At 69.4% G+C, this 23,030-nt stretch carries 22 protein-coding genes; 17 read left to right on the top strand and 5 right to left on the bottom strand.

The annotated features are described in order from the left end of the window. Nucleotides 1–35: 35 nt before the first annotated feature. Nucleotides 36–710, top strand: a complete 675-nt coding sequence (locus ABZ470_RS31495) for a phosphatidylserine decarboxylase (RefSeq protein WP_352013211.1) — start codon at nt 36–38, stop codon at nt 708–710. After that, the gene (gene pssA / locus ABZ470_RS31490) at nt 697–1,533 is read left to right on the top strand and encodes a CDP-diacylglycerol--serine O-phosphatidyltransferase (protein ID WP_352013210.1); all 837 of its coding nucleotides are present in this window, start codon (nt 697–699) and stop codon (nt 1,531–1,533) included. The genes ABZ470_RS31495 and pssA overlap by 14 nt, the downstream gene beginning before the upstream one ends. A gap of 72 nt (nt 1,534–1,605) precedes the next feature. Here the strand turns inward: pssA and ABZ470_RS31485 are convergent, their stop codons facing one another. Together ABZ470_RS31485 and ABZ470_RS31480 are read right to left on the bottom strand one after the other, a co-directional pair. Next, complete coding sequence (locus ABZ470_RS31485) at nt 1,606–2,247, bottom strand: MBL fold metallo-hydrolase (RefSeq protein ID WP_362915957.1); 642 nt, start codon at nt 2,245–2,247, stop codon at nt 1,606–1,608. After that, entirely contained in the window at nt 2,244–3,047 is an 804-nt protein-coding gene (locus ABZ470_RS31480; protein WP_362915955.1) for a maleylpyruvate isomerase family mycothiol-dependent enzyme, read from the bottom strand. Before ABZ470_RS31480 ends, ABZ470_RS31485 begins: the two co-directional genes overlap by 4 nt. 223 nt (nt 3,048–3,270) lie before the next feature. Here ABZ470_RS31480 and uvrA point away from each other — a divergent pair, with 223 nt between their 5' ends. The 12 genes from uvrA to ABZ470_RS31420 all read left to right on the top strand — a co-directional run bounded on the left by uvrA (nt 3,271) and on the right by ABZ470_RS31420 (nt 16,394). Beyond that, nucleotides 3,271–6,111 carry an excinuclease ABC subunit UvrA gene (uvrA, locus tag ABZ470_RS31475; RefSeq protein ID WP_362915953.1) on the top strand — a complete coding sequence of 947 codons (2,841 nt, stop codon included), beginning with the start codon at nt 3,271–3,273 and terminating at the stop codon, nt 6,109–6,111. 152 nt (nt 6,112–6,263) lie between these two features. Then, nucleotides 6,264–6,689, top strand: coding sequence for a Rieske (2Fe-2S) protein (locus ABZ470_RS31470; protein ID WP_362915951.1), 426 nt, complete (start codon nt 6,264–6,266; stop codon nt 6,687–6,689). A 148-nt stretch (nt 6,690–6,837) separates the two neighbouring features. Further along, nucleotides 6,838–7,287, top strand: coding sequence for a Rieske (2Fe-2S) protein (locus tag ABZ470_RS31465; protein ID WP_352013205.1), 450 nt, complete (start codon nt 6,838–6,840; stop codon nt 7,285–7,287). A gap of 130 nt (nt 7,288–7,417) precedes the next feature. After that, on the top strand, nt 7,418–9,358 hold the full coding sequence (gene uvrC / locus ABZ470_RS31460) for an excinuclease ABC subunit UvrC (protein ID WP_362915982.1): 1,941 nt from the start codon (nt 7,418–7,420) through the stop codon (nt 9,356–9,358). Then, complete coding sequence (gene rapZ, locus ABZ470_RS31455; RefSeq protein WP_352013204.1) at nt 9,355–10,227, top strand: RNase adapter RapZ; 873 nt, start codon at nt 9,355–9,357, stop codon at nt 10,225–10,227. The genes uvrC and rapZ overlap by 4 nt, the downstream gene beginning before the upstream one ends. Continuing rightward, nucleotides 10,224–11,159 (top strand): uridine diphosphate-N-acetylglucosamine-binding protein YvcK, encoded by a 936-nt coding sequence (gene yvcK / locus ABZ470_RS31450; protein ID WP_352013203.1) that lies wholly within the window; start codon nt 10,224–10,226, stop codon nt 11,157–11,159. Before rapZ ends, yvcK begins: the two co-directional genes overlap by 4 nt. 90 nt (nt 11,160–11,249) lie before the next feature. Further along, nucleotides 11,250–12,230 (top strand): DNA-binding protein WhiA, encoded by a 981-nt coding sequence (gene whiA, locus ABZ470_RS31445; protein WP_012892507.1) that lies wholly within the window; start codon nt 11,250–11,252, stop codon nt 12,228–12,230. Between the two features lie 293 nt (nt 12,231–12,523). Beyond that, nucleotides 12,524–13,528, top strand: coding sequence for a type I glyceraldehyde-3-phosphate dehydrogenase (gene gap / locus ABZ470_RS31440; RefSeq protein WP_352013202.1), 1,005 nt, complete (start codon nt 12,524–12,526; stop codon nt 13,526–13,528). Further along, on the top strand, nt 13,528–14,715 hold the full coding sequence (locus tag ABZ470_RS31435) for a phosphoglycerate kinase (RefSeq protein WP_362915948.1): 1,188 nt from the start codon (nt 13,528–13,530) through the stop codon (nt 14,713–14,715). The genes gap and ABZ470_RS31435 overlap by 1 nt, the downstream gene beginning before the upstream one ends. A 109-nt stretch (nt 14,716–14,824) precedes the next feature. Then, on the top strand, nt 14,825–15,610 hold the full coding sequence (gene tpiA, locus ABZ470_RS31430; RefSeq protein WP_352013200.1) for a triose-phosphate isomerase: 786 nt from the start codon (nt 14,825–14,827) through the stop codon (nt 15,608–15,610). 126 nt (nt 15,611–15,736) lie between these two features. Continuing rightward, a complete protein-coding gene (gene secG / locus ABZ470_RS31425) occupies nt 15,737–15,967 on the top strand; it encodes a preprotein translocase subunit SecG (protein ID WP_352013199.1) in 231 nt (76 codons plus the stop codon). A gap of 79 nt (nt 15,968–16,046) precedes the next feature. Next, nucleotides 16,047–16,394, top strand: a complete 348-nt coding sequence (locus ABZ470_RS31420; protein ID WP_012892502.1) for an RNA polymerase-binding protein RbpA — start codon at nt 16,047–16,049, stop codon at nt 16,392–16,394. Between the two features lie 98 nt (nt 16,395–16,492). Here the strand turns inward: ABZ470_RS31420 and ABZ470_RS31415 are convergent, their stop codons facing one another. Beyond that, nucleotides 16,493–17,173, bottom strand: coding sequence for a TetR/AcrR family transcriptional regulator (locus ABZ470_RS31415; protein WP_352013198.1), 681 nt, complete (start codon nt 17,171–17,173; stop codon nt 16,493–16,495). 224 nt (nt 17,174–17,397) lie between these two features. Between ABZ470_RS31415 and ABZ470_RS31410 the strand changes: the two genes are divergently transcribed. Continuing rightward, nucleotides 17,398–17,877: a GNAT family N-acetyltransferase gene (locus ABZ470_RS31410; protein WP_362915946.1), complete on the top strand. Its 480-nt coding sequence runs from the start codon at nt 17,398–17,400 to the stop codon at nt 17,875–17,877. Nucleotides 17,878–18,122: 245 nt separating this feature from the next. After that, entirely contained in the window at nt 18,123–19,283 is a 1,161-nt protein-coding gene (locus ABZ470_RS31405) for a UDP-N-acetylglucosamine--N-acetylmuramyl-(pentapeptide) pyrophosphoryl-undecaprenol N-acetylglucosamine transferase (protein ID WP_362915944.1), read from the top strand. Between the two features lie 184 nt (nt 19,284–19,467). Here ABZ470_RS31405 and ABZ470_RS31400 read toward each other — a convergent pair whose 3' ends face one another. After that, nucleotides 19,468–19,827: a transposase gene (locus tag ABZ470_RS31400; protein ID WP_352013195.1), complete on the bottom strand. Its 360-nt coding sequence runs from the start codon at nt 19,825–19,827 to the stop codon at nt 19,468–19,470. A 327-nt stretch (nt 19,828–20,154) separates the two neighbouring features. Between ABZ470_RS31400 and ABZ470_RS31395 the strand changes: the two genes are divergently transcribed. Beyond that, nucleotides 20,155–21,219, top strand: a complete 1,065-nt coding sequence (locus ABZ470_RS31395; RefSeq protein WP_362915942.1) for a M4 family metallopeptidase — start codon at nt 20,155–20,157, stop codon at nt 21,217–21,219. Nucleotides 21,220–21,372: 153 nt separating this feature from the next. Here the strand turns inward: ABZ470_RS31395 and ABZ470_RS31390 are convergent, their stop codons facing one another. Next, nucleotides 21,373–22,986, bottom strand: a complete 1,614-nt coding sequence (locus tag ABZ470_RS31390; protein WP_362915940.1) for an amidohydrolase — start codon at nt 22,984–22,986, stop codon at nt 21,373–21,375. Nucleotides 22,987–23,030 lie beyond the last annotated feature (44 nt).

The following is a 23,030-nucleotide window of genomic DNA, read 5'->3' as shown; positions in this document are numbered from 1 at the left end:
ATCCTGCCGGAGAGCAGGCAGACAATACCGGTCTAATGCCGCAAGACATCAAAAGGTTTCCTGTGTCCCACGATTCAGCAAGCCATAAGCCGGGCCGTGTACGGCTGGCGCGTGGCGTCTCCCCGTGGTTGCTCCCAACCGTGGCCGCCACTGCAGCGACCTCGCTGCTCAGCCGTCGTGACCGGCGCTGGGCGCTGGCGGCGGCTCCGCTGGCCGTACTCACCGGTGGCATGCTCTGGTTCTTCCGGGACCCCGAGCGCACGCCGGGTACGGCGCGGATCCTGTCGCCCGCGGACGGCGTGGTGCAGAGCATCGACCCGTGGCCGGACGGCCGCACTCGTGTGGCGATCTTCATGAGCCCGCTCGACGTGCACGTCAACCGTGCCCCGCTGGCCGGTACGGTGACCTCGATCGAGCACGTCACCGGAGGGTTCGTTCCCGCGTTCAACAAGGACAGCGACAAGAACGAGCGGGTGGTCTGGCACTTCGCGACCGAGGTCGGCGACGTGGAGCTGGTCCAGATCGCCGGTGCCGTCGCGCGGCGCATCATCCCCTACCTGACCGTGGGAGCCAAGGTGGCCAGAGCCGAGCGCATCGGTCTCATCCGGCTCGGTTCCCGGGTGGACGTCTACCTGCCCGAGGGGATCGAGCCCGCGGTCTCGGTCGGCCAACGGACTGTCGCGGGGGTGACCGGCCTTGACCACGGCTGACGCGAGCTGGCCTCTTGACGAGACGGACGAGGAGCCGAGGGGGCCGGTCGGCAAGGCCTTCCGGCTCTCCGCGGCCGACTCGCTGTCCCTCGGCAACGCGCTGTGCGGCTTCCTGTCGGTCTGCGTGCTCGCCTGGTCGGCGATCCGCGCGCTGCAGGAGCACAAGCCCTTCGCCGCAGACCCCCGGTTCTTCGGCACCGCCGTGGTGCTGTTGCTGATCGGCGCGACCTGTGACCTGTTCGACGGTCTGGTCGCGCGCAAGTTCCGCGCCTCGGCGATGGGCGCCGAACTGGACAACCTGGCCGATGTGATCAGCTTCGGGTTCGCCCCGGCGTTCATGGTGGTCATCTGGGCCGGATTCACTCCCCAGGTGCCCTTCCCGCTGGTGATGACCGCCGCGGGGTCCGTGCTGCTGGCCGGGGTCATCCGGCTGGCCAGATTCGCCTGCGTGAAGACCAAGAGCGGTGACTTCATGGGGCTGCCCATCCCGATGGGCGCCATGACCGTGGTCTCGGTCGTGATGTTGTTCGCACCGTCGATCTGGACGGTGCTGCCGATCTTCGGGATCGCCTACCTCATGGTCAGCCGGATCGAGTACCCCAAGCCCAAGGGCAACCTGGCGGCCGCGGTCCTGGCCTGGATGATGATCAACGTGGCCTGCCTGACCATCTGGGCCGCGGGCCTGGCGGGCGGTGACACGCTCATCAAGGTCGGCGCGATCATGCAGATAGCGATGGTCTCGGCCATCCCGCTGCGCGTGCTCATGTTCAAGCGGGAGAAGCGCAGGGAGCAACGCCGGGAGTCCGAGCTGTCCTCCCTGTGACGGCCGCCTGAGGGACGTTCCGTTCGCCCGGGGACCATCCGAGGTCCCCGGGCGAACGCGTTCCGGGGAGGCTCACCAGCCGCGTGCGCGCCACTGCGGCAGGGACGGGCGTTCGGCGCCCAGCGTGGTGTCCTTGCCGTGGCCCGGGTAGACCCAGGTCTCGTCGGGCAGTCGGTCGAAGATCCGCTCGGAGACGTCGGTGAAGAGCCGGTCGAACCGCTCGGGGTCCTTCTCGGTGTTGCCGACGCCGCCGGGGAAGAGCGAGTCACCGGTGAACACGTGGCCCGGCCGGTACAGGGCGATCGAGCCAGGCGTGTGCCCGCGCAGGTGGATCACCTCCAGGGTGACCACGCCGACGGTGACCCCGTCTCCGTGCTCGACCTTCAGGCCGACGGGAACCGGTAGCGCGGGCGCGTCGAGCGGATGCGCCACGACGGTCGCACCCGTCGCGGAGGCGACCTGCTCCAGGGCCTGCCAGTGGTCACCGTGCCGGTGGGTCGTGACGATCTTGCTGATCGGGTGGTCCCCGATGAGCGCCAGCAGCCGATCGGCCTCGGCGGCGGCGTCGATGAGCACGCCGTCACCGGTCTCGTTGCACCGCAGCAGGTAGGCGTTGTTGTCGTAGGGGCCGACCGCCAGCTTCGAGATCGTCAGGTCGGGCAGCTCACGCACGTCGGCTGGACCGCCGACCTGCACGTCGCCGGTGTACGTCATGGATACTCCTCTGGCGGGTTCGAGGGAAGGCCGGTAGGAGCGGAGCGGGCGGGCCATCCGGGCGGTGCGGGCGCTGCCCGCGCCTCCGCGGGCAGGTTGCCCGCCGTTCCCTCCGGCATCACCTTAAGCCCCGCACCCGACGCCCGGCCGGTAAGCCACCCGAGCAGGCTCCAGACGTCGCCCTGGAGGACCGGCCCCGTGCCGAGGTCCCGCCAGACCTGGTGGTGGTTCTCCCCGTCCCTGACCTCCTCGACCACGATCTCGCTCACCACCGAGAGTTCCCGGGGCCAGCACAGCATCGCGTCGTGCAGTTCTCTGCGGGCGAACGCCTCCGGCCAGTCGGCGGGTCCGTACCCTGTGCCGAGGTCGGCGTGGTGCACCTCGACCTCGCGTGCCCTGCGCGCCAGCACGTACCAGGCCGGGTGGAGGACGGGGGCCGTGCCGACCGGGGCCGACCAGTTCGCGCCGGACAGGGCGGCGGCCGCCTCGGCGAAACGCGCCGTGCTGGCTTCGAGGTCGGCGAACTGTTCCCGCGCGGGCCGTCCCGCGCCCGCCTCGATGTCCAGGTCGCGCCTGCCCGGGTCGGGATACTGAGGGGTCTTTACGCCCGTCCTGGCCCACGTCAGCAGGTTGACGAGGCTGTCGGCGTTGCGGGCGAGATGAGTCAGGACGTGCCCCCTGCTCCAGCCGGGCAGCCGTGAACCGCCTGTGACGTCGGTGTCCGACAGCTCGGCGACGTCGGCCAGCAGGCGGTCGTTCGAGGCGGAGAGCTCGGCCTGGAGAACGTCTGTGACATCCATCCCTCCACTCCACCACCGCGGCGGGTGATTGGGCCAGGGCATAAAGGGCGTGTCCCGGCGGTTGACATCGACAAGCGGCCCGAAGGGCCCCCGGGAAGGCCGTAACCTGGTGAGGGCGGGGAAGGACCACCAGGCGCATCGCCGCTTGCGGATTTTTGTCGGACCCCGTGGCTAGTCTTCCCGCGACCGCTTCTCAACCCTCTACATCGACGTCGGGATCGCAGTGGCTGACCGCCTCATCGTGCGTGGCGCACGTGAACACAACCTCAAGGACGTCTCGCTGGACCTGCCGCGGGACTCTCTGATCGTCTTCACCGGGCTGTCCGGCTCGGGCAAGTCGAGCCTGGCCTTCGACACCATCTTCGCCGAGGGCCAGCGCCGCTACGTGGAGTCACTGTCCGCATACGCCAGGCAGTTCCTCGGGCAGATGGACAAGCCGGACGTCGACTTCATCGAGGGGCTCTCGCCCGCGGTCTCGATCGACCAGAAGTCGACGAGCCGCAACCCCCGTTCGACCGTCGGCACGATCACCGAGGTCTACGACTACCTGAGGCTCCTGTGGGCCCGCATCGGCAAGCCGCACTGTCCGCAGTGCGCCCGCCCGATCGCCAGGCAGAGCCCCGAGCAGATCGTCGACCGGGTGATGGAGCTGCAGGAGGGCACCCGTTTCCAGGTGCTCGCGCCGGTCATCCGCGGCCGCAAGGGGGAGTACGCCGAGCTGTTCGGCCAGCTCCAGGCCAAGGGCTTCGCCAGGGCACGCGTCGACGGCACCGTGGTCCGCCTCGACGAGCCGCCCACGCTGAAGAAGCAGGAGAAGCACGACATCGAGGTGATCGTCGACCGCCTCACGGTCAAGGAGAGCTCACGCAGCCGCCTGACCGGGTCGGTCGAGACCGCCCTGCAGCTGTCCGGCGGCACGATCACACTGGAGTTCGTCGACCTTCCCGAGACGGACCCGAACCGCGAGCGCTTCTACTCCGAGCACCTCTACTGCCCCTACGACGACGTGTCGTTCGAGGAGCTCGAACCCCGCTCGTTCTCCTTCAACTCGCCCTTCGGCGCCTGTCCCGAGTGCACGGGTCTCGGGGTGCGCATGGAGGTCGACCCCGAGCTCGTCGTGCCCGACCCGGAGAAGACGCTGGAGGACGGCGCGATCTCCCCGTGGGCGGGTGGCCACACCAGCGACTACTTCGTCCGTCTCATCGAGGCGCTCGGCCTGGCCACGGGGTTCACCCTGGGCACCCCGTGGGAGCGGCTGCCGAAGAAGGCCCAGAAGGCGCTGCTGTACGGCCACGACGAGCAGGTCCACGTCCGCTACAGCAACCGCTACGGCCGTCAGCGCTCCTACTACACCACCTTCGAGGGGGTCATCCCCTGGGTGCAGCGCCGCCATGCCGAGTCCGAGAGCGACGGCATGCGGGAGAAGTACGAGGGCTACATGCGGGAGATCCCCTGTCCCGCATGCCGGGGGGCCAGGCTCAAGCCCGTCTCGCTGGCCGTCACCGTCGAGGGGCGCTCGATCGCCGACGTCTCGGCGATGTCGATCGGCGACTGCGCCCGCTTCCTGGCCGGGCTCACGCTGTCGGACCGGGACATGCAGATCGCCGAGCGGGTGGTCAAGGAGATCAACGCCCGGATGGGCTTCCTGCTCGACGTGGGCCTGGACTATCTGACCATGGACCGCGCCGCGGGCACCCTCGCCGGTGGCGAGGCGCAGCGTATCCGCCTGGCCACCCAGATCGGCTCCGGCCTGGTCGGCGTCCTCTACGTGCTCGACGAGCCGTCCATCGGCCTGCACCAGCGTGACAACCAGCGGCTGCTGGAGACCCTGATCAGGCTGCGTGACATGGGCAACACGCTCATCGTGGTCGAGCACGACGAGGACACCATCGCCGCCGCCGACTGGGTGGTCGACATCGGCCCCGGCGCGGGCGAACACGGCGGCCAGGTCGTCGTCTCCGGCACCGTGGCCGACCTGCTGTCCGCCGAGGACTCGCTGACCGGCGCCTACCTGTCAGGCCGCAGGACCATCGCCGTCCCCGCCGCCCGCCGTAAGCGGGACAGGAAGCGGCAGATCACCGTCAAGGGGGCCCGTGAGCACAACCTCAAGGGCGTCGACGTCGAGTTCCCCCTGGGCGTGTTCACCGCGGTCACCGGCGTCTCCGGCTCGGGCAAGTCCACGCTCGTCAACGACATCCTCTACAACGCCCTGGCCAAGGAGCTGAACGGCGCCCGCACCGTCCCCGGGCGTCACGCACGGATCAACGGCATGGACCTGGTCGACAAGGTCGTGCACGTGGACCAGTCACCGATCGGCCGCACCCCGCGCTCGAACCCGGCGACCTACACCGGGGTCTTCGACAAGGTGCGCGACCTGTTCGCGCAGACCACGGAGGCCAAGGTCCGCGGATACGCCAAGGGCCGCTTCAGCTTCAACGTCAAGGGCGGCCGCTGTGAGGCCTGTTCCGGCGACGGGACCATCAAGATCGAGATGAACTTCCTGCCGGACGTCTACGTGCCGTGTGAGGTCTGTCACGGCGCGAGATACAACAGGGAGACCCTGGAGGTCCACTACAAGGGCAAGACCATCTCCGAGGTGCTCGACATGCCGATCGAGGAGGCCCTGGAGTTCTTCGACGCGATCCCGGCGATCAAGCGTTACCTCAAGACGCTCAACGACGTCGGCCTGGGCTACGTCCGTCTCGGCCAGCCCGCGACCACCCTGTCGGGAGGCGAGGCCCAGCGCGTCAAGCTCGCCTCCGAACTGCAGCGCCGTTCGACGGGCCGGACCATCTACGTGCTGGACGAGCCGACCACCGGCCTGCACTTCGAGGACATCCGGCGGCTGCTCGGCGTGCTGGGCAAGCTCGTCGACGGAGGCAACACCGTCATCGTCATCGAGCACAACCTCGATGTGATCAAGACCGCCGACTGGATCATCGACATGGGACCGGAGGGCGGTTCGAAGGGCGGCACCGTGCTGGCCACCGGTACGCCCGAGGACGTCGCCCTGGTCGAGGACAGCCACACCGGGCGTTTCCTGCGCAAGATCCTGGGCTCCTAGGGCCTGTTCCGCGAGCGCCACCCGGGCGGTCGCAGAAGGTATGAAGATCCACAGAACGGGACCCAAGGGTCGATCCGGAGGGCGGCACTCCTCGCCAATATCCTTGACGAGGATGCCCGCCTCCCGGCCGGGCGACGTCGGGGGAGGTCCCAGTGAGCGGTAACGACGACTTCGCCGCGCCCACACGCAGACATGTGATCGGTGCCGCCGCCGTGGCGGCGTGCGGGGCGGCGCTCACCGGGTGCGCCGCCGCCGAGCCGGGGCCGGCCATCGTGCCCCCGGGCATCAAGGGGCAGGTCATCGTCAAGACCGCGGACGTCCCCGTGGGGGGCGGCAAGGTCGTCAGCAAGTGGAAGATCGTGATCACCCAGCCGAAGGCGGGGGTGTTCAAGGCCTTCAACGCGAGCTGCCCCCACCGGGGCTGTTCGGTCGGCCGGGTCGCGGACGGCGTCATCCACTGCCCCTGTCACGGCAGCGAGTTCGCCGCCGACTCCGGCAAGTGCCTCAAGGGCCCGGCTGAGGCCCCGCTGGTGGAGTACGCCCTGAGGGTCGACGGTGATGGCATCGTCATGGTCTGAGCCCCGGTGACCGTTATGAGAGAAGATTAAATCTTCCGCATGCGTAATTCTTCACAGTCTCCTGACGGCGGGTACGGCATGCTGAACCAGCGGCGATGCGCTGGTGTGCCGGCCGTACCCGCAGGAACAGGAAGACGAAAGGACGACCATGACGGAGACGACGCGTCGCTCGGTGATGCTGGGCGCGGGAGGCATCGGGGTCGCGGCGCTGCTGACCGCGTGCGGCAGCGAGGGGGGCGGTACAGGCGGCGGCGAGCCGGCCGCGGAGGCCCCGGCCTCGACGCCCTCGGGTTCGCCGGTGGCCGGCAAGAAGGAGGCCCTCGCGCAGACCGCCGACATCCCGGTGGGGGGCGGCACGGTCTTCAAGGACAAGAAGATCGTGGTCACCCAGCCGAAGGCGGGGGAGTTCAAGGCCTTCACCTCCGTGTGCACCCACCAGGGGTGTGACGTGGGGAGCGTTTCCGACGGTGTCATCGTGTGCCCCTGCCACGGCAGCAAGTTCGCCATCGCCGACGGCTCGGTCACCGACGGCCCGGCGGGCAGGCCCCTGGAGAAGAAGGAGATCAAGGTCGAGGGCGGCTCCATAGTCCTGGGCTGAGCGGCGGTCCACGCGGCGCCGGAGCAGGAGGGGGCGGCGCCGCGTGCCCGCGCCGTACCGGATGCGCGGGGCTCGCCGGGCAGGGGTCCTGTCGGTGAGGGCCGATAGGCTTTCGGGCGTGGCGAGATCTATGGGCGGTCCGGTGAGTTTCCGGCCCGAGCCGGGCACGATTCCCGAGTCCCCCGGCGTCTACCGGTTCAGGGACGCCGGTGGCAGGGTCATCTACGTGGGCAAGGCCAAGAGCCTGCGCCAGCGACTCAACTCCTACTTCGCGGACTTCGCCGGGCTGCATCCGCGCACCCAGACCATGCTCACGACGGCCGTCGGCGTCGACTGGACGGTCGTCGGCACCGAGGTCGAGGCGCTCCAGCTCGAATACTCCTGGATCAAGGAGTACGACCCCCGGTTCAACGTCAAATACCGCGACGACAAGTCCTATCCCTATCTCGCGATCACCATGGGGGAGGAGTTCCCCAGAGTCCAGGTGCTGCGCGGCGCCAAGCGCAAGGGCATCCGCTACTTCGGCCCCTACTCCCACGCCTGGGCCATCAGGGAGACGGTGGACCTCCTGCTGAGGGTCTTCCCGATCAGGAGCTGCTCGGCCGGGGTGTTCCGGCGCGCCGCCCAGATCGACCGCCCCTGCCTGCTGGGCTACATCGGGAAGTGCTCGGCTCCCTGTGTCGGCAGGGTCACCGCCGAGGAGCACCGGGCGCTGGCCGACGACTTCTGCGACTTCATGGCGGGCAACACGGGCCGCTTCACCAAACGCCTTGAGCGTGAGATGCGTCAGGCCGCAGCCGAGCAGGAGTACGAACGCGCGGCCAGGCTGCGCGACGACATCCAGGCGCTGCGGCAGGCGATGGAGAAACAGGCGGTGGTGCTGGCCGACAACACCGACTGCGACGTGATCGCCCTGGTGGAGGACAACCTCGAGGCCGCGGTCCAGGTCTTCTACGTGCGTTCGGGGCGGATCAGGGGCCAGCGCGGGTGGGTGGTGGACAAGGTCGAGGACGCGGAGCCCGGCGAGCTCGTCGAGCAGTTCCTGCTCCAGATGTACGGCGAGGCCGCCCCCGAGGCGCTGCCCCGCGAGGTCCTGGTGCCCGCCATGCCCCCCGACGCCGAGGCGGTCGCCGAACTGCTCGGCGAGCACCGCGGGACCAGGGTGGAGATCCGCGTCCCGCAGCGTGGCGACAAGAAGACGCTCATGGAGACCGTCGAGCGTAACGCCAAGGAGGCCCTCAAGCAGCACAAGCTCAAGAGGGCCAGTGACCTGAACACCCGCAGCAGGGCGCTGCAGGAGGTCGCCGACGCGCTCGGGCTCGACCAGGCGCCGCTGCGGATCGAGTGCTACGACGTCTCCCACACCCAGGGCACCAACGTGGTCGCCTCCATGGTGGTCTTCGAGGACGGTCTGGCCCGCAAGAGCGAGTACCGCAGGTTCTCCGTCAACTCCACCGAGGGTGATGTCGCCTCGATATACGAGGTGATCTCGCGCAGGTTCAAACGCTACCTGGAGGAACGTTCCGAGACCGGGGAGCTCGACGTCGAGACGGGGGCGGCGGCGGAGGCCGGCGGGACCGGTACCGGGGCGGCTCTCGACCCGGAGACCGGCAGGCCGCGCAAGTTCGCCTATCCCCCCAATCTCGTCGTCGTCGACGGCGGCCCCGCCCAGGCGGCCGCCGCCCAGCGGGCGCTGGACGAGCTGGGGGTCGACGACGTGGCGGTCTGCGGCCTGGCCAAGCGGCTGGAGGAGGTCTGGCTGCCAGGAGAGGACCTGCCGGCGATCCTCCCCCGGTCGAGTGAGGCCCTTTACCTCCTGCAGCGCGTACGCGACGAGGCCCACCGCTTCGCCATCACCTACCATCGGTCGAAGCGGTCGAAGAGCGTGAGGGAAAGCGCCCTGGACGAGGTTCCCGGGCTCGGCCCAGCCCGCAGACAGGCGCTGATCAAACACTTCGGATCCGTGAAGCGGCTGAGTGAGGCCACCGCCGAGCAGATCCGCGAGGTTCCCGGGATCGGCCCCGCCACGGCCGAGACGATTGTGTCGGCGTTGAAGGGGGAGCACCCATGAACGACAGAGAGACCGCGTTCGTCATCGTCACCGGCATGTCGGGCGCCGGACGCAGCACCGCGGCCAAGGCGCTTGAGGACCTGGGCTGGTTCGTCATCGACAACCTGCCCCCCGGCCTGCTGTTCGCCATGGCGGAGGAGGCCGGGCGGGTCAAGCTGGCCGCGGACAAGGTGGCCGCCGTGGTCGACGTGCGCAGCCTGGCCTTCACCACCGACCTCAACGCCGCGATCGAGGAGCTCGACGGGCGCGGCGTCGCGGTGCGGGTGGTGTTCCTTGAGGCCAGCGACGAGGAACTGGTCCGCAGGTTCGAGAACGTCCGCCGCCCGCACCCGCTGCAGGCGGAGGGCCGGCTGGTCGACGGCATCGCCAGGGAACGCGGCATCCTGCGTGAGGTCCGTGCCAACGCCGACCTGGTCATCGACACCTCCAACCTCAACGTCCACGAGCTTCGCGGCAAGATCGTCGCCTTCTTCGGCGGGGAGGACCGCCCCGGGCTGCGGGTCAACGTGGTCTCCTTCGGCTACAAGTACGGCCTGCCCGTGGACGCCGACCTGGTCGTCGACTGCCGCTTCCTGCCCAACCCGCACTGGGTCCCCGAGCTGCGCCCGATGAACGGTCTGGACGCCTCCGTGCGCGACTACGTCCTCAACCAGGCGGGCGCCAAGGAGCTTCTCGACGCCTACGAGGAGGTGGTCGGCATCATCGCCGCCGGTTACACCCGTGAGGGCAAGAGCTACGCCACGCTCGCCGTCGGCTGTACCGGCGGCAAACACCGCAGTGTCGCGATGGCCGAGCAGCTCGGCGGCCGATTGCGAGATCGGGGAGGAATGGAGGTGCAGGTGAGCCACCGGGATGTGGGCCGCGAGTGAGCGAGGATCTCAAGGTCGTCGCGCTGGGCGGCGGGCACGGGCTGTACGCGTCGCTGTCGGCGCTGCGCAGGGTCACCTCCGAACTGACGGCCGTCGTCACCGTGGCCGACGACGGCGGGTCGAGCGGACGGCTTCGCCGTGAACTCGGCGTGCTGCCTCCCGGAGACCTCAGGATGGCCCTGGCCGCGTTGTGCGGCGACGACGATTGGGGCCGCACCTGGAGTGAGGTCGTCCAGCACCGCTTCCGCAGCGAGGGCGACCTGCACGGGCACGCGGTCGGGAACCTGCTGATCGTCGCCCTGTGGGAGCGTCTCGGTGACACGGTCGCCGGGCTCGACTGGGTCGGGCGGCTGCTCGGCGCGCACGGGCGGGTCCTGCCGATGGCCTCGGTGCCGCTCGACATCGCCGCCGAGGTCGAGCTGGACGGCCGGGTGAGCACCGTGTACGGCCAGGTGGCCTGCGCGCTCACCCCGGGCAGGGTTCGCGCGATCTCGCTGCTGCCCACCGACCCGCCGGCCTGCCCCGAGGCGGTCCAGGCGGTGCTCGAAGCCGACTGGGTGGTCTTCGGGCCGGGGTCGTGGTTCACCAGCGTGCTGCCTCACCTCAAGGTGCCCGAGCTGGCCGACGCGCTGCTGCGCACCCGGGCGCGCAGGCTGGTCGCACTCAACCTGGCCCCGCAGCCGGGTGAGACCGACGGTTTCTCACCGCAGAAACACCTGGAGGTGCTGCGTCAGCACGCCCCCTCCCTGACGATCGACGTGGTCCTCGCCGACACCGGTGTCGCCGAGGACGGTGAGGAGCTGGAGAAGGCCGCCGCCGAGCTGGGCGGGCGGCTCGTCATGGCCCCGGTCGCCGACGAGGACGGCTCCCCGCGGCACGATGCGCAACGTCTTGCCTCCGTCCTGGACGAGATTTTCCGTGAGAAGCGTTGATCCTGGTCAGCGCCGCTCAGGAGTGCGAGAAACTTCTGTGAGCCTGGTTTCTCGGCCGCATGAGGTCTGTATGGGGGAGGACGAACGCGCATGGCGATGACAGGTGTGGTGAAAGACGAGCTGAGCCGCTTGCCGGTCCTGAAGCCTTGCTGTCGTAAGGCCGAGGTGTCGACGCTGCTGCGGTTCGCCAGCGGGCTGCACCTGGTGGGCGGGCGGATCGTGATCGAGGCGGAGCTGGACACCAACGTCACCGCGAGGAGGCTCATCAAGGACATCGGAGAGGTGTTCGGGCACAAGGCGGAGGTGCTCGTTCTGGCGCCCGCCGGGTTGCGCAAGGGGTCACGCTACGTGGTCAGGGTCTACCGCGACGGCGAGGCCCTCGCCCGTCAGACGGGGCTGATCGACAACCACGGCCGTCCGGTCCGGGGCCTGCCGCGTCAGGTGGTCGCGGGGGCGACCTGCGACGCGGAGGCCGCCTGGCGGGGTGCCTTCCTGGCACACGGCTCCCTCACCGAGCCGGGCCGTTCCATGTCGCTGGAGGTGACCTGTCCCGGCCCGGAGGCGGCGCTGGCGCTGGTCGGCTCCGCACGGCGGCTGAAGATCCACGCCAAGGCGCGCGAGGTGCGGGGTGTCGACCGCGTGGTGGTCCGTGACGGTGACGCGATCAGCGCGCTGCTGACCCGGCTCGGTGCCCACGACAGCGTGCTGGCCTGGGAGGAGCGGCGGATGCGCCGCGAGGTGCGGGCCACGGCCAACCGGCTGGCCAACTTCGACGACGCCAACCTGCGGCGCTCGGCCCGTGCGGCGGTCGCGGCGGGGGCCCGGGTACAGCGGGCGCTGGAGATCCTCGGGGAGGAGGCGCCGGAGCATCTGGTGATCGCGGGCCGTCTGCGGGTCGAGCACAAGCAGGCCTCCCTGGAGGAGCTTGGCCAGCTCGCCGACCCGCCACTGACCAAGGACGCCATCGCCGGCCGCATCCGCCGCCTGCTGGCCATGGCCGACAAGCGCGCCCAGGACATCGGCATCCCCAACACCGAGGCGAATCTCACGGTGGACATGCTGGCGCCGTAGTCCGGTCTCCTCGTCTCGCGGGCGGTCCCGGTTCCGGGACCGCCCGTTCGCATGCCCGGCCATCGTTTTGAGATGTCTTTGCTGGTCACAGCAGCGTTGTACGGATTTATCGTGACAAGCCGGGCACTTCACTTGAATAGTGCGATACCTACGCATGAGGCAAAGGAGAAGAGACCTGCCCCCGCAAGTGGTCTAAACCAATTTGGGTCCGATAGTGTTCGTGCTTGAGGTATCAGCCCGCCCAAGTCGCCGGTCTTCTCGGCCGGCGCATGACGTACGAGGAGACCGGAACCGTGAGCATCCGCGTAGGCGTCAACGGATTCGGCCGTATCGGCCGCAACTTCTGGCGTGCGGCCGCCGCCAGCGGCAAGGACATCGAGATCGTCGCGGTCAACGACCTGACCGACAACGCCACGCTCGCCCACCTGCTCAAGTACGACAGCATCCTCGGCCGTCTGCCGTACGAGGTGAAGAGCACCGCCGACGAGATCATCGTGGACGGCAAGACGATCAAGGCCTTCGCTGAGCGCGACCCCGCCAAGCTGCCCTGGGGCGACCTGGGCGTGGACGTCGTGGTGGAGTCCACCGGTTTCTTCACCGACGCCAACAAGGCCAGGGTGCACGCCGAGAACGGCGCGAAGAAGGTCATCATCTCGGCCCCGGCCAAGAACGAGGACGTCACCGTCGTGATGGGCGTCAACCACGACAAGTACGACCCGGCCAGCCACACCGTCATCTCCAACGCCTCCTGCACCACCAACTGCCTGGCCCCCATGGCCAAGGTCATCAACGACACCTTCGGTATCGAGAAGGGTCTGATGACCACGATCCACGCCTACACGCAGGACCAGAACCTGCAGGACGGCCCGCACAGCGACCTGCGCCGCGCCCGCGCCGCCGCGCTGAACATCGTGCCGACCTCGACCGGCGCGGCCAAGGCCATCGGCCTGGTGCTGCCCGAGCTGAAGGGCAAGCTCGACGGCTTCGCGCTGCGCGTGCCGATCCCCACCGGCTCGGCCACCGACCTGACCGTCGACGTCAGCCGCGAGACCACCGTCGAGGAGGTCAACGCCGCGCTCAAGGCCGCCGCCGAGGGCGCGCTCAAGGGCTACCTGACCTACACCGAGGACCCGATCGTCTCCGCCGACATCGTCACCGACCCGTCCTCCTGCATCTTCGACGCGGGCCTGACCAAGGTGATCGGCAACCAGGTCAAGGTCGTCGGCTGGTACGACAACGAGTGGGGTTACTCCAACCGTCTCGTGGACCTCATCGAGCTGGTCGGCGCCGACCTCTGATGAAGGACCTCTCCGAGTTCGACGTGAAGGGTCGGCGCGTCCTGGTGCGCGTCGACCTCAACGTCCCCCTGGACGGGGACGTCATCACCGACGACGGCCGCATCCGGGCCTCGGTCCCGACGATCCAGGAGCTGGCGGGCAAGGGCGCGCGTGTGATCGCCTGCGCCCACCTGGGGCGTCCCAAGGGCGAGCCCAATCCGAAGTACTCCCTGGCCCCCGTCGCCAGGCGCCTGGGCGAACTGCTCGGCGCCGAGGTCGCCTTCGCCTCCGACGTGGTCGGGCCGTCGGCCCAGGCCGTCGTCGCGGGTCTTGAGGACGGCCAGGTGGCGCTGCTGGAGAACCTGCGCTTCGAGCCGGGCGAGGAGTCCAAGGACGACGCGGTGCGCGCCGCCTTCGCCGAGAAGCTGGCCGCCCTGGCCGAGCTCTACGTCGGCGACGGCTTCGGTGCCGTCCACCGCAAGCACGCCAGCGTCTACGACGTGCCGCTGCTGCTGCCGCACGCGGCGGGCAGGCTCGTCCTGGCCGAGGTCGAGGTGCTCAAGAGGCTGACCGAGGAACCCGCCAGGCCGTACGCCGTGGTGCTGGGCGGGGCCAAGGTCTCCGACAAGCTCGGCGTCATCGGCAACCTGCTCACCAAGGTCGACCGGCTGCTCATCGGCGGCGGCATGGCCTACACGTTCCTGGCCGCCCAGGGATACGAGGTCGGTCAGTCGCTGCTGCAGCGTGACCAGCTCGACCAGGTGCGCGACTTCCTCAACGAGGCGATCAAGCGCGGCGTGGAGATCGTCCTGCCCGTCGACGTGCTGGCCGCCACGCACTTCGCCGAGGACGCCGATCACGAGGTCGTGGACGCCACCGCGATCCCGGCCGACCGGCAGGGGCTGGACATCGGCCCGCGCAGCCGTGAGCTGTTCGCGATGAAGCTGGCCGACGCCCGGACGGTGTTCTGGAACGGCCCGATGGGCGTCTTCGAGTTCGAGGCGTTCTCCGGGGGAACCCGGGCCGTTGCTGAGGCGTTGATCCGTTCGGAGGCCTTCACGGTCGTCGGGGGCGGTGACTCCGCCGCCGCCGTACGACAGCTGGGCCTGCCGGAGGACGGTTTCTCGCACATCTCGACCGGTGGCGGCGCCAGCCTCGAATACCTTGAGGGCAAGACCCTGCCCGGCCTCGTCGCCCTGGAGGCGTAGGGGTGGACCGACGCGACGAGCGCCGTGCCGCCCGCCGTCCCCGGAACACGGGGGCGGCGGGTCCGGGACATGACCGAGACGAAGGCGGACGAGAGACGGTGAGCCACTGATGAGCACGACGCGCAAGCCGCTCATGGCCGGCAACTGGAAGATGAACCTCAACCACCTTGAGGCCATCGCCACCACCCAGAAGCTGGCCTTCGCCCTCAACGACAAGGACTTCGACAAGGTCGACGTGGCGGTGCTGCCGCCGTTCACGGACCTGCGCAGCGTGCAGACCCTGATCGACGGCGACAGGCTGCGCCTCCTGTACGGCGCGCAGGACCTCTCCCTGCACGACGCGGGCGCCTACACCGGGGAGGTCTCCGGGGCGATGCTCGCCAAGCTCGGGTGCACCTTCGTCGTGATCGGGCACTCCGAGCGGCGGCAGTACCACCGCGAGGACGACGACGTGGTCAACGCCAAGGTGCAGGCGGCCTACCGCAACTCGCTCACGCCGATCCTGTGCGTGGGGGAGGGGCTGGAGGTCCGCAGGGCGGGTGACCAGGTCTCCCACAGCGTCTCGCAGCTCGACGGGGCGCTCAGGAAGGTCCCCGCGGAGCAGGTCAGGTCGATCGTGCTGGCCTACGAGCCGGTCTGGGCGATCGGGACCGGTGAGGTGGCGACCCCGGCCGACGCGCAGGAGGTCTGCTCGGCGCTGCGTTCCCGACTCGCCGAGCTGTATGACGGCGAGGTGGCCGCCGCCGTCCGTATCCTTTACGGAGGATCGGTCAAGTCTGACAACGTCGCCGGCATCATGGCTCAGCCCGATGTGGACGGTGCCCTGGTCGGCGGCGCCAGCCTCGACCCCGGAGAGTTCGCCAAAATCTGCCGCTTTAGCGAAATGTCCGGCTGACTGGGCCATTCGGAGGGTACGACTTGACAACAGGTCGTACCCTCTTAGAGCAAGTTTGAATCGTCACGCCACAGGCGTCATCCAGGGACACACCCGGACGCGGGTCGCACACAGGGACAGGTCACGGTGACAATCGGAATCTCCATCGCCCTCATTTTGTCGAGCATGCTGATGGTGCTGCTTGTTCTGCTCCACAAGGGCAAGGGCGGCGGCCTCTCGGACATGTTCGGCGGCGGCTTCTCGTCGTCGTTTGGTGGCTCCTCCGTGGTGGAGCGCAACCTCGACCGGCTCACCGTCATCACCGGTGTGGTCTGGTTCGTGTGCATCATCGCGTTGGGCCTCATTCTCAGGCCCTGATCCGGCTACGCAAGCGTGACAGTGGTTCAGCCCCCCGCATCCAACCGAGCGCAGGGGCCATCGAGCGAGGAGTTCATCCGTGGGTAGTGGCAACGCGATCCGTGGCAGTCGTGTCGGCGCGGGCCCGATGGGGGAGGCGGAGCGTGGCGAGGCGGCTCCCCGGGTAAGGGTTCCGTTCTGGTGCGCGAACATGCATGAGACGCGCCCAAGCTTCGCCAGTGACGCCGCCGTCCCTGAGTTCTGGGACTGCCCCCGGTGCGGTCTTCCCGCCGGTCAGGACGAGGCGAACCCGCCCGCTCCGCCGCGCAACGAGCCTTACAAGACGCACCTGGCCTACGTGAAGGAGCGTCGCAGCGACAAGGACGGCGCTCAGATCCTGGCCGAAGCCCTGGAGCGGCTGCGCTCCTCCTCGCGACCCATTTACTAGTACGGCATGCCGAGAGGCCCTCGTGGAACATCCGCGCGAGGGCCTCTCGGCATGACTACGGAATGATTACGGATCTTGTCATGCGGAGATTTCTCCGCTTATATGGGGGGTGATGGCTCCGGCTGGGGCCGATCTTCGAACTCGAAGTCCGGTTGCCTGAGTGTGCGCACCAGTTCGTCCAGACCGGCTTTCACTCGTTCGACGTCCATGCCCAGTGTCCTGCGCTGGTGCAGGTAAAGAGGAGCGGCCAGCGGGGCAAGCAGGGCGTCCGCCAGGTAGTGGACGTCCGTGTCGGGACGAAGGTTCAGCAGCAGCGTCGTCAGATGCAGGTGGTAGGCGGCGTAGGAGCCGCCGGTGTACCGCGCCTCCGGTGCGCTGGCTTCTGCGAAGAGCAGCAGGTCGGCCTGTTCCTCGGTGCGGTCGACCAACGCCTCCATGAAGGCGATGATGCGTTCGGAGGCTGGCGCCCCCGGCCCGAGCGGTGGCGGCCCGTGCAGGAACGCGGCCTGCAGGGTGCGTTCTCGCTCGTCGATCAGCGCGTACGCCAGACCGGCCCGATCCCCGAATCGCCGGTAGACCGTGCCGACCCCGACACCTGCGACCTGAGCCACTTCGTCCATTGACAAGCTCTCCACACCGCCGGAGGCCGTGATACGCCGGGCGGCGGAGAGAATCTTTCTCCGATTCTCCGCCGCGTCGGCCCGCTCTCTGGGAGCGTCTCCGACGAGTGGTAGCTCCTTCCCCGTTACTGAGGGCTCCTTCCTGGTCGGCTCAGCCATCGAAGGCGGTTCCGGATGCGGCGCCCGTCTCCCCGGCCGCGCCCATGTCCTTCTTCATATTCATGATCGTATCTGTGTGGAGGCTCCCGCGCGTCTCGGCGGCGAAGATCCTTATATCTTCCTTTCTGGACATAGGGGATATAGCGGATGCATCTCCTGTTCTTGCTGGACTGTGCTGGTTTATCCGTTGGCTCCTGTCCCGGCCGGGACTGTAGGTTCCTGCCGTGACCGGCACAGAGGCGACGACGAAGATCAGGCCCGCGAACACGGCGGACGCGGCGGCGATAGCGCACATCCACATGACCTCCCGGGCGGTGACCATGCCGTACCTGCCGCCGCAGAGACGCGACCACGCCCAGGTCACCCGATGGATCGAGGAGGTCGTGCTCGCCTCGTGCCGGACCTGGGTCGCGGTGCGGGACGGAGAGGTCGTCGGCTACGCCGCCCTTGAGGGGGACATGCTCGAACATCTCTACCTGAGGCCGGACATCCGCCGCCAGGGCGTCGGCACGCTCCTGCTCGACGAGGTCAGGCGGCACAGCCCGGACGGCCTCTCCCTGTACGTCTTCCAGAGCAACGTCGAGGCCCGCGCCTTCTACGAACGCCACGGGTTCACGGTCTTCGACACCGACGACGGCCAGCGGAACATGGAGAAACTGCCCGACATGACTCTTCGCTGGACACCGTACGACGCGCACCGCTGATTCGCCCGCGAGCCGTGCGGTCACGGCATCATGGGGAAAACGGGGATAAGCCCTCGGAAGGGGGTGGAAGCAAATATCGTTTCCCGTGTCTCCGGGGGCAGGAAGGCCGGTTGTCACCCGTCGAGGCGGTGGCCGTACCCGGTGAATTGGATCTTCGTCGTGACTCCGGGTAGCGTGCGCGAGGCCGCCGGACGCTCCGGCGCGGCCCAGAGCCCGGATGACCGCAACGCTGGAAGGACACGAACATGAACGCCGGAAACCCCCGTCCCCTGCGGATGCTCGTCACCGGAGGCGGAACCGGCGGTCACACCTACCCCGCGCTGACCACGGTCGCGGCCGTGCGCGAGCAGGCCGCCGCCCGCGGCCTCGGCCTCGACGTCCTCTGGGTGGGTACGGCAAGCGGCCTTGAGGCCCGTGTCGCGGCCGAGCACGGCATCCCGTTCCGCGCGATCAAGGCGGGCAAGCTCCGGCGTTCCCCCAATCCGCGTGAACTGCTCACCAATCTCGCCGACATGTTCCGCATTCCCGTCGGTGTCCTGCAGGCCTTCGGCATCGCCGCCCGCTACCGTCCCGACGTGGTGCTGTCGACCGGGGGATACGTGTGCGTGCCGCTGGGACTGGCCTCCAGACTGCTCGGCCGGCCGCTGGTGATGCACGAACAGATCACCGCGCTCGGCCTGGCCAACCGCATCCTGGCGCGCTTCGCCACCCGCGTCGCGCTCACCCATCCCTCGTCGGTCGAGCACCTGCCCGCCTCCGCGCGGGAACGTGCCGTGGTCACCGGCAATCCCGTCCGCCCTCACCTGCTGAACGGCAACGCCCCGTCGGGCCGCTGGCACTTCCGTCTGTCGCCCGAACTGCCGCTGGTCTACGTGACCGGAGGGGCACAGGGCAGCAGGCAGATCAACACCATGATCGAGGCCGTCCTGCCGTCGCTGCTCACCAGGGCGCAGGTGCTCCACCAGTGCGGCGCGGGCTGGATCGACGGGCTCAGCCGGACCGCCGCGGCCCTGCCCCCCGAACTGGCGGAGCGCTACCAGCCGGTGGCCTACGTGGGGGAGGAACTGGCCCACGTGTTCGCCGCCGCCGACGTCGTCGTCTCCCGCAGCGGCGCCGGTACGATCGCCGAACTGACCGCGATCGGCAAGCCCTCCGTCCTGATACCCCTGATCCCGTCGGCGGGGGACGAACAGCGGCAGAACGCCCGCTACCTGGCCGAGGCGGGGGCGGCCAGGGCGCTCCTCGACGCGGGTCCCGCCCCGGAGCACCTGCTCGCCGAACTCGGATCGTTGCTGGCCGACCCCCACGCCCGCGCCACCATGGCCAAGGCCGCCAAGTCCCTCGGCCGTCTCGACGCCGCCGACGCCCTCGCCCGCGTCGTTCTCCAGGAGGCGGCCGTCGGCTGAGCCCGCTCGGCTGAACACCCGAGAGCGGGGAACGGGCGGCCGTGTCCCGGGGGTGCCGGGCCGGACCGGTACGTGCCCCGGGCACAGGATCGAGGCGTGGCGCGCCGAGGGCGCCGGGACAGGGCCGCCATGAGGCGTTCACGGCCGCGCTCGGCCGGTGGACCTGAGACGCGGTCCGCCTCGGTCACCAGTGCGCGACCTCGAACATCATGCCCGGCCGGATGTCCTGACGCGCGGGGCGGCCTGAGCCCGTCGCCCTGTCCGGCTCGGGCACGGTCTCGCCCGAGAGCAGCGCCTGCAGGATCGTCTCCCAGGTGCCGTCCGTCGACCAGCGCCGATGGCGGTTGTAGACGGTCTTCCACCGGCCGTAGACCTCGGGGACGGCACGCCACGAGCAGTCGGCCCGGCTGCGGAAGAACACCCCGTTGATGGTCGCCCGGTGATCGGCCCAGCGATGACCCCTGCGGGGATGCGAGGGTAAAAGCGGCGCCAGCCGTACCCACTCGTCCTCGGTCAGGTCGTGACGCTTCAACCGGTTGTCCACGACCTCATGATGTACACCATTTGTGCCCACTGATCTATCCGCCACGTCTTCGCCCTGACGGGACGGCGTGTCGCCGGGGTGTATCGGGTGCCCGTTAGGCGGGCGCGCCCGCGGGGTCCTCGCCGCCACGGGGCCGGGGAAGGGACGGCGCGGTCGTTACGGGACGCCTCTCGCGAATCGCGGGCCGCGCGGCCGGTCGTCCGAAAAGCGCCGGACATTGCTGTGCCGCCTGCGAATTTGTATTTTCCAGGAGAAAACGACCCGGGCGACGGGCGTTCTCCACGTGTCGATTCTGACGAGGAACCCCCCAGAAGAAGGAGCCGTCAGATGACCTCCAAGATCGTGCTGGGCGCCGTCGTGGTCGTGACGGCGCTGACGTCGGCCACACCGGCGACGGCGTCCGAGCCGGAGAGCCCGGTCCAGCAGGGCGTGGGCCACAGCTACTACAACGGCGATCCGGTGTCCCTGCGGACCGCGGGAGGCCCCGACCACTACATCATGAGCGATCCCACCTACTCGGGACTGAGCTGCAACGTCGGGGCGTTCGGTGTGCCCCTCGTCAAAAGTGGCAACGACTGGGGCGACAGGAGCCCGGTCAACCAGGAGACCGCCTGCGTCGACGGCATGTTCGCCGCGCAGCGGTACATGGACATGCTGCGCGACTGGTTCGGGCGCGACGGCACCGATGGGCAGGGCCGTACCCTCCCGGTGTATCTCAAGCCGGACGTGGTCGGCTCCTACCTGAGCGGGTGGGTCGCCCTGGGCCGGAACCAGGCGGGCACGAAGTGGGCCACCTCACTGGACACGGTCGGGCACGAGTACGGTCTGCGGACCTTCCTGGAGTCCGGCTCGGGCTGGAGCGGCTCCTCCGGCGGTGACGGCCAGGAGCACCAGGGACTCAACGAGTCGTCGGGTGACATCTTCGCCACGCTGCTCGAACACTACGTCGGCCACCCGGACACACTCGACGAGCCGGACTACCTGATCGGTGAGGAGTTCGACCTGAAGGGCGACGGGCCGGTCCGCAACATGTACAACCCCTCCCGGCTGGACGGCAAGAACTGCTACACCCGCTTCACCACCGACGCCGGCCCGCAGAACCACTGGTTCTACCTGCTCGCGGAGGGGACCAACCCGGTGGGCAAGCCCTCCAGCCCCGTCTGCTCCGGGCCCTCGGTGCTGAGGGGCATCGGCATCCGTAAGGCGGGGGAGATCTTCTACCGCGGCATCCAGCTCAAGACCGCCCCCTGGAACTACGCCAAGGCACGCGCGGCCACCGTACAGGCCGCCGCGACCCTCTACCCGGGAAGCTGCACCGAGGTGAACGCCGTCAGGGCCGCCTGGAGCGCGGTCGGGGTCGCCGCCAAGACCGGGGAACCGATCTGCGACTGAGATCCCGTCCCGGAGACTCCGCATCGCTCCCGGCGGCGGTGAGGGCCCCGCCGGGCGCGCCCCGGCCGGATGGGCGGTCCGAGGTCTCCCGTCCCGGCGCCTCCGCCGGGACCACGGCCGCCCAAGCGAAACGATCGAGGTGTGGGCCGCCGGTCAGCGGTGGTAGACTTCCTCGCCGCCGACGAAGGTCATCGCGACCCTGGTCCGCCAGATGTCCGCCGCCGGTTCGGTGAACGGGTCGCGGTCCAGGACGACCAGGTCCGCGCGGTTGCCGGGGGAGATGACCCCGGCCTCGTCGTCTCCGTTGATCCAGGCCGAGCCCGCGGTGTAGGCGGTCAGCACGGTGGACAGGTCCAGGCACTGGCCCGGCAGGAACGGCGTCCGGGCGGTGGGGTAGTCCACGTGGACCGAGCCGCCGGGTTCGGTGCGGTTGACCCCGACGTGCATGCCCTGGAACGGGTCGGCGGTCGAGACGGGCCAGTCACTGCCCGCGCAGAACCGGGCGCCCGAACGCAGCAGGTCGGCGAAGGGGTACTGCCAGGCGGACCGCTCCTCGCCGAGGAAGGGGATCGTCAGCTCGTCCATCTGCGCGTGATGGGTCGCCCACAGCGGCTGCAGGTTGGCGGTCACTCCGAGGGCGGCGAAGCGCGGCACGTCCGAGGGCTCGATGATCTGCAGGTGCGCGATGTGGTGCCGGTTGGCGGGGTCCGTCCCCTCGAAGCTGTCGAGGGCCTCGCGGACCGCGCGCTCGCCGATGGCGTGGAAGTGCACCTGGAAGCCGTGCCGGTCCAGTTCGGCGACGTGGCCCTTCAGCAGCGCCGGGTCCACGTAGGAGAGGCCGGTGCCGCCGCAGCGGCAGTAGGGCTCGATCACCGCGGCGGTGAAGTTCTCGGTGATGCCGTCCTGCATGATCTTCACCGAGGTGGCGCGGAAGCGCTCCAGGCCCTCGGCCGAGGCACGGCGTTCGATCAGCTCGGGGATCTGCTCGGCGCCACGGGTGCGGTCCCACCACAGCGCGCCGACGACCCTGGCCCTCAGCCGCCCCGAGGCGGCGGCCGACAGGTAGACGGGCAACTGGTCGTCCCAGCCCGCGTAGGAGCCGACGATGGCGTCCTGCCAGCCCGTGACGCCCAGGGAGAACAGGTGGTTCTGGGCCTCGACGAGCGCGTCGGCCATGTCGCCCGGCGTCGGGCTCGGTGCGAGCAGCCCGACCAGGTCCATCGCGCCCTCGTGCAGCACGCCGCTCGGCGTGCCGTCCGGGTCGCGCTCGATGCGTCCGTCCGGCGGGTCGGGCGTCTCGCGGGTGATGCCCGCCCGCCGCAGGGCGAGGGTGTTGACCCAGGCCGCGTGGTGGTCGCGCTGGAGCAGGTAGGCGGGCCGGTCGAGGAAGTCGATCTGTGAGCGGTGCGGCAGGCCGCCCGGGAAGGCCGCCATGTCCCAGCCGCCGCCGTCGATCCACTCGCGGGTGGTGTTCGCCTCCGCGTAGGAGATGATCCGCTCCAGGTACTCCGGCAGGCCGTAGACCTCGGACAGGTCGCACCTGGCCCGTTCGAGGCCCGCCTGCACCGGGTGGATGTGCGCGTCGGTGACGCCGGGGATCAGCAGGCCGCCGTCCAGGTCCACGGTCTCGTGGCCGGGGGCGGCCCGCCGTAGGAGGTCGGTCTCGGGGCCGACGGCGGCGATCCTGCCGTCACGGACCAGCACGGCCTCGGCGAAGGCGTCCGCGGCCAGGAACGCCCGGCCGCCGCGGAACAGGATGTCGTTCACCGCTCCTCCGCGTACACGTGGGACGGGTGGGTCATGGCTCTCCT

The organism is Streptosporangium sp. NPDC020072, from assembly GCF_040631445.1.
Lineage (GTDB): Bacteria > Actinomycetota > Actinomycetes > Streptosporangiales > Streptosporangiaceae > Streptosporangium.
This window is presented reverse-complemented; position numbering and strand designations above follow the sequence as displayed.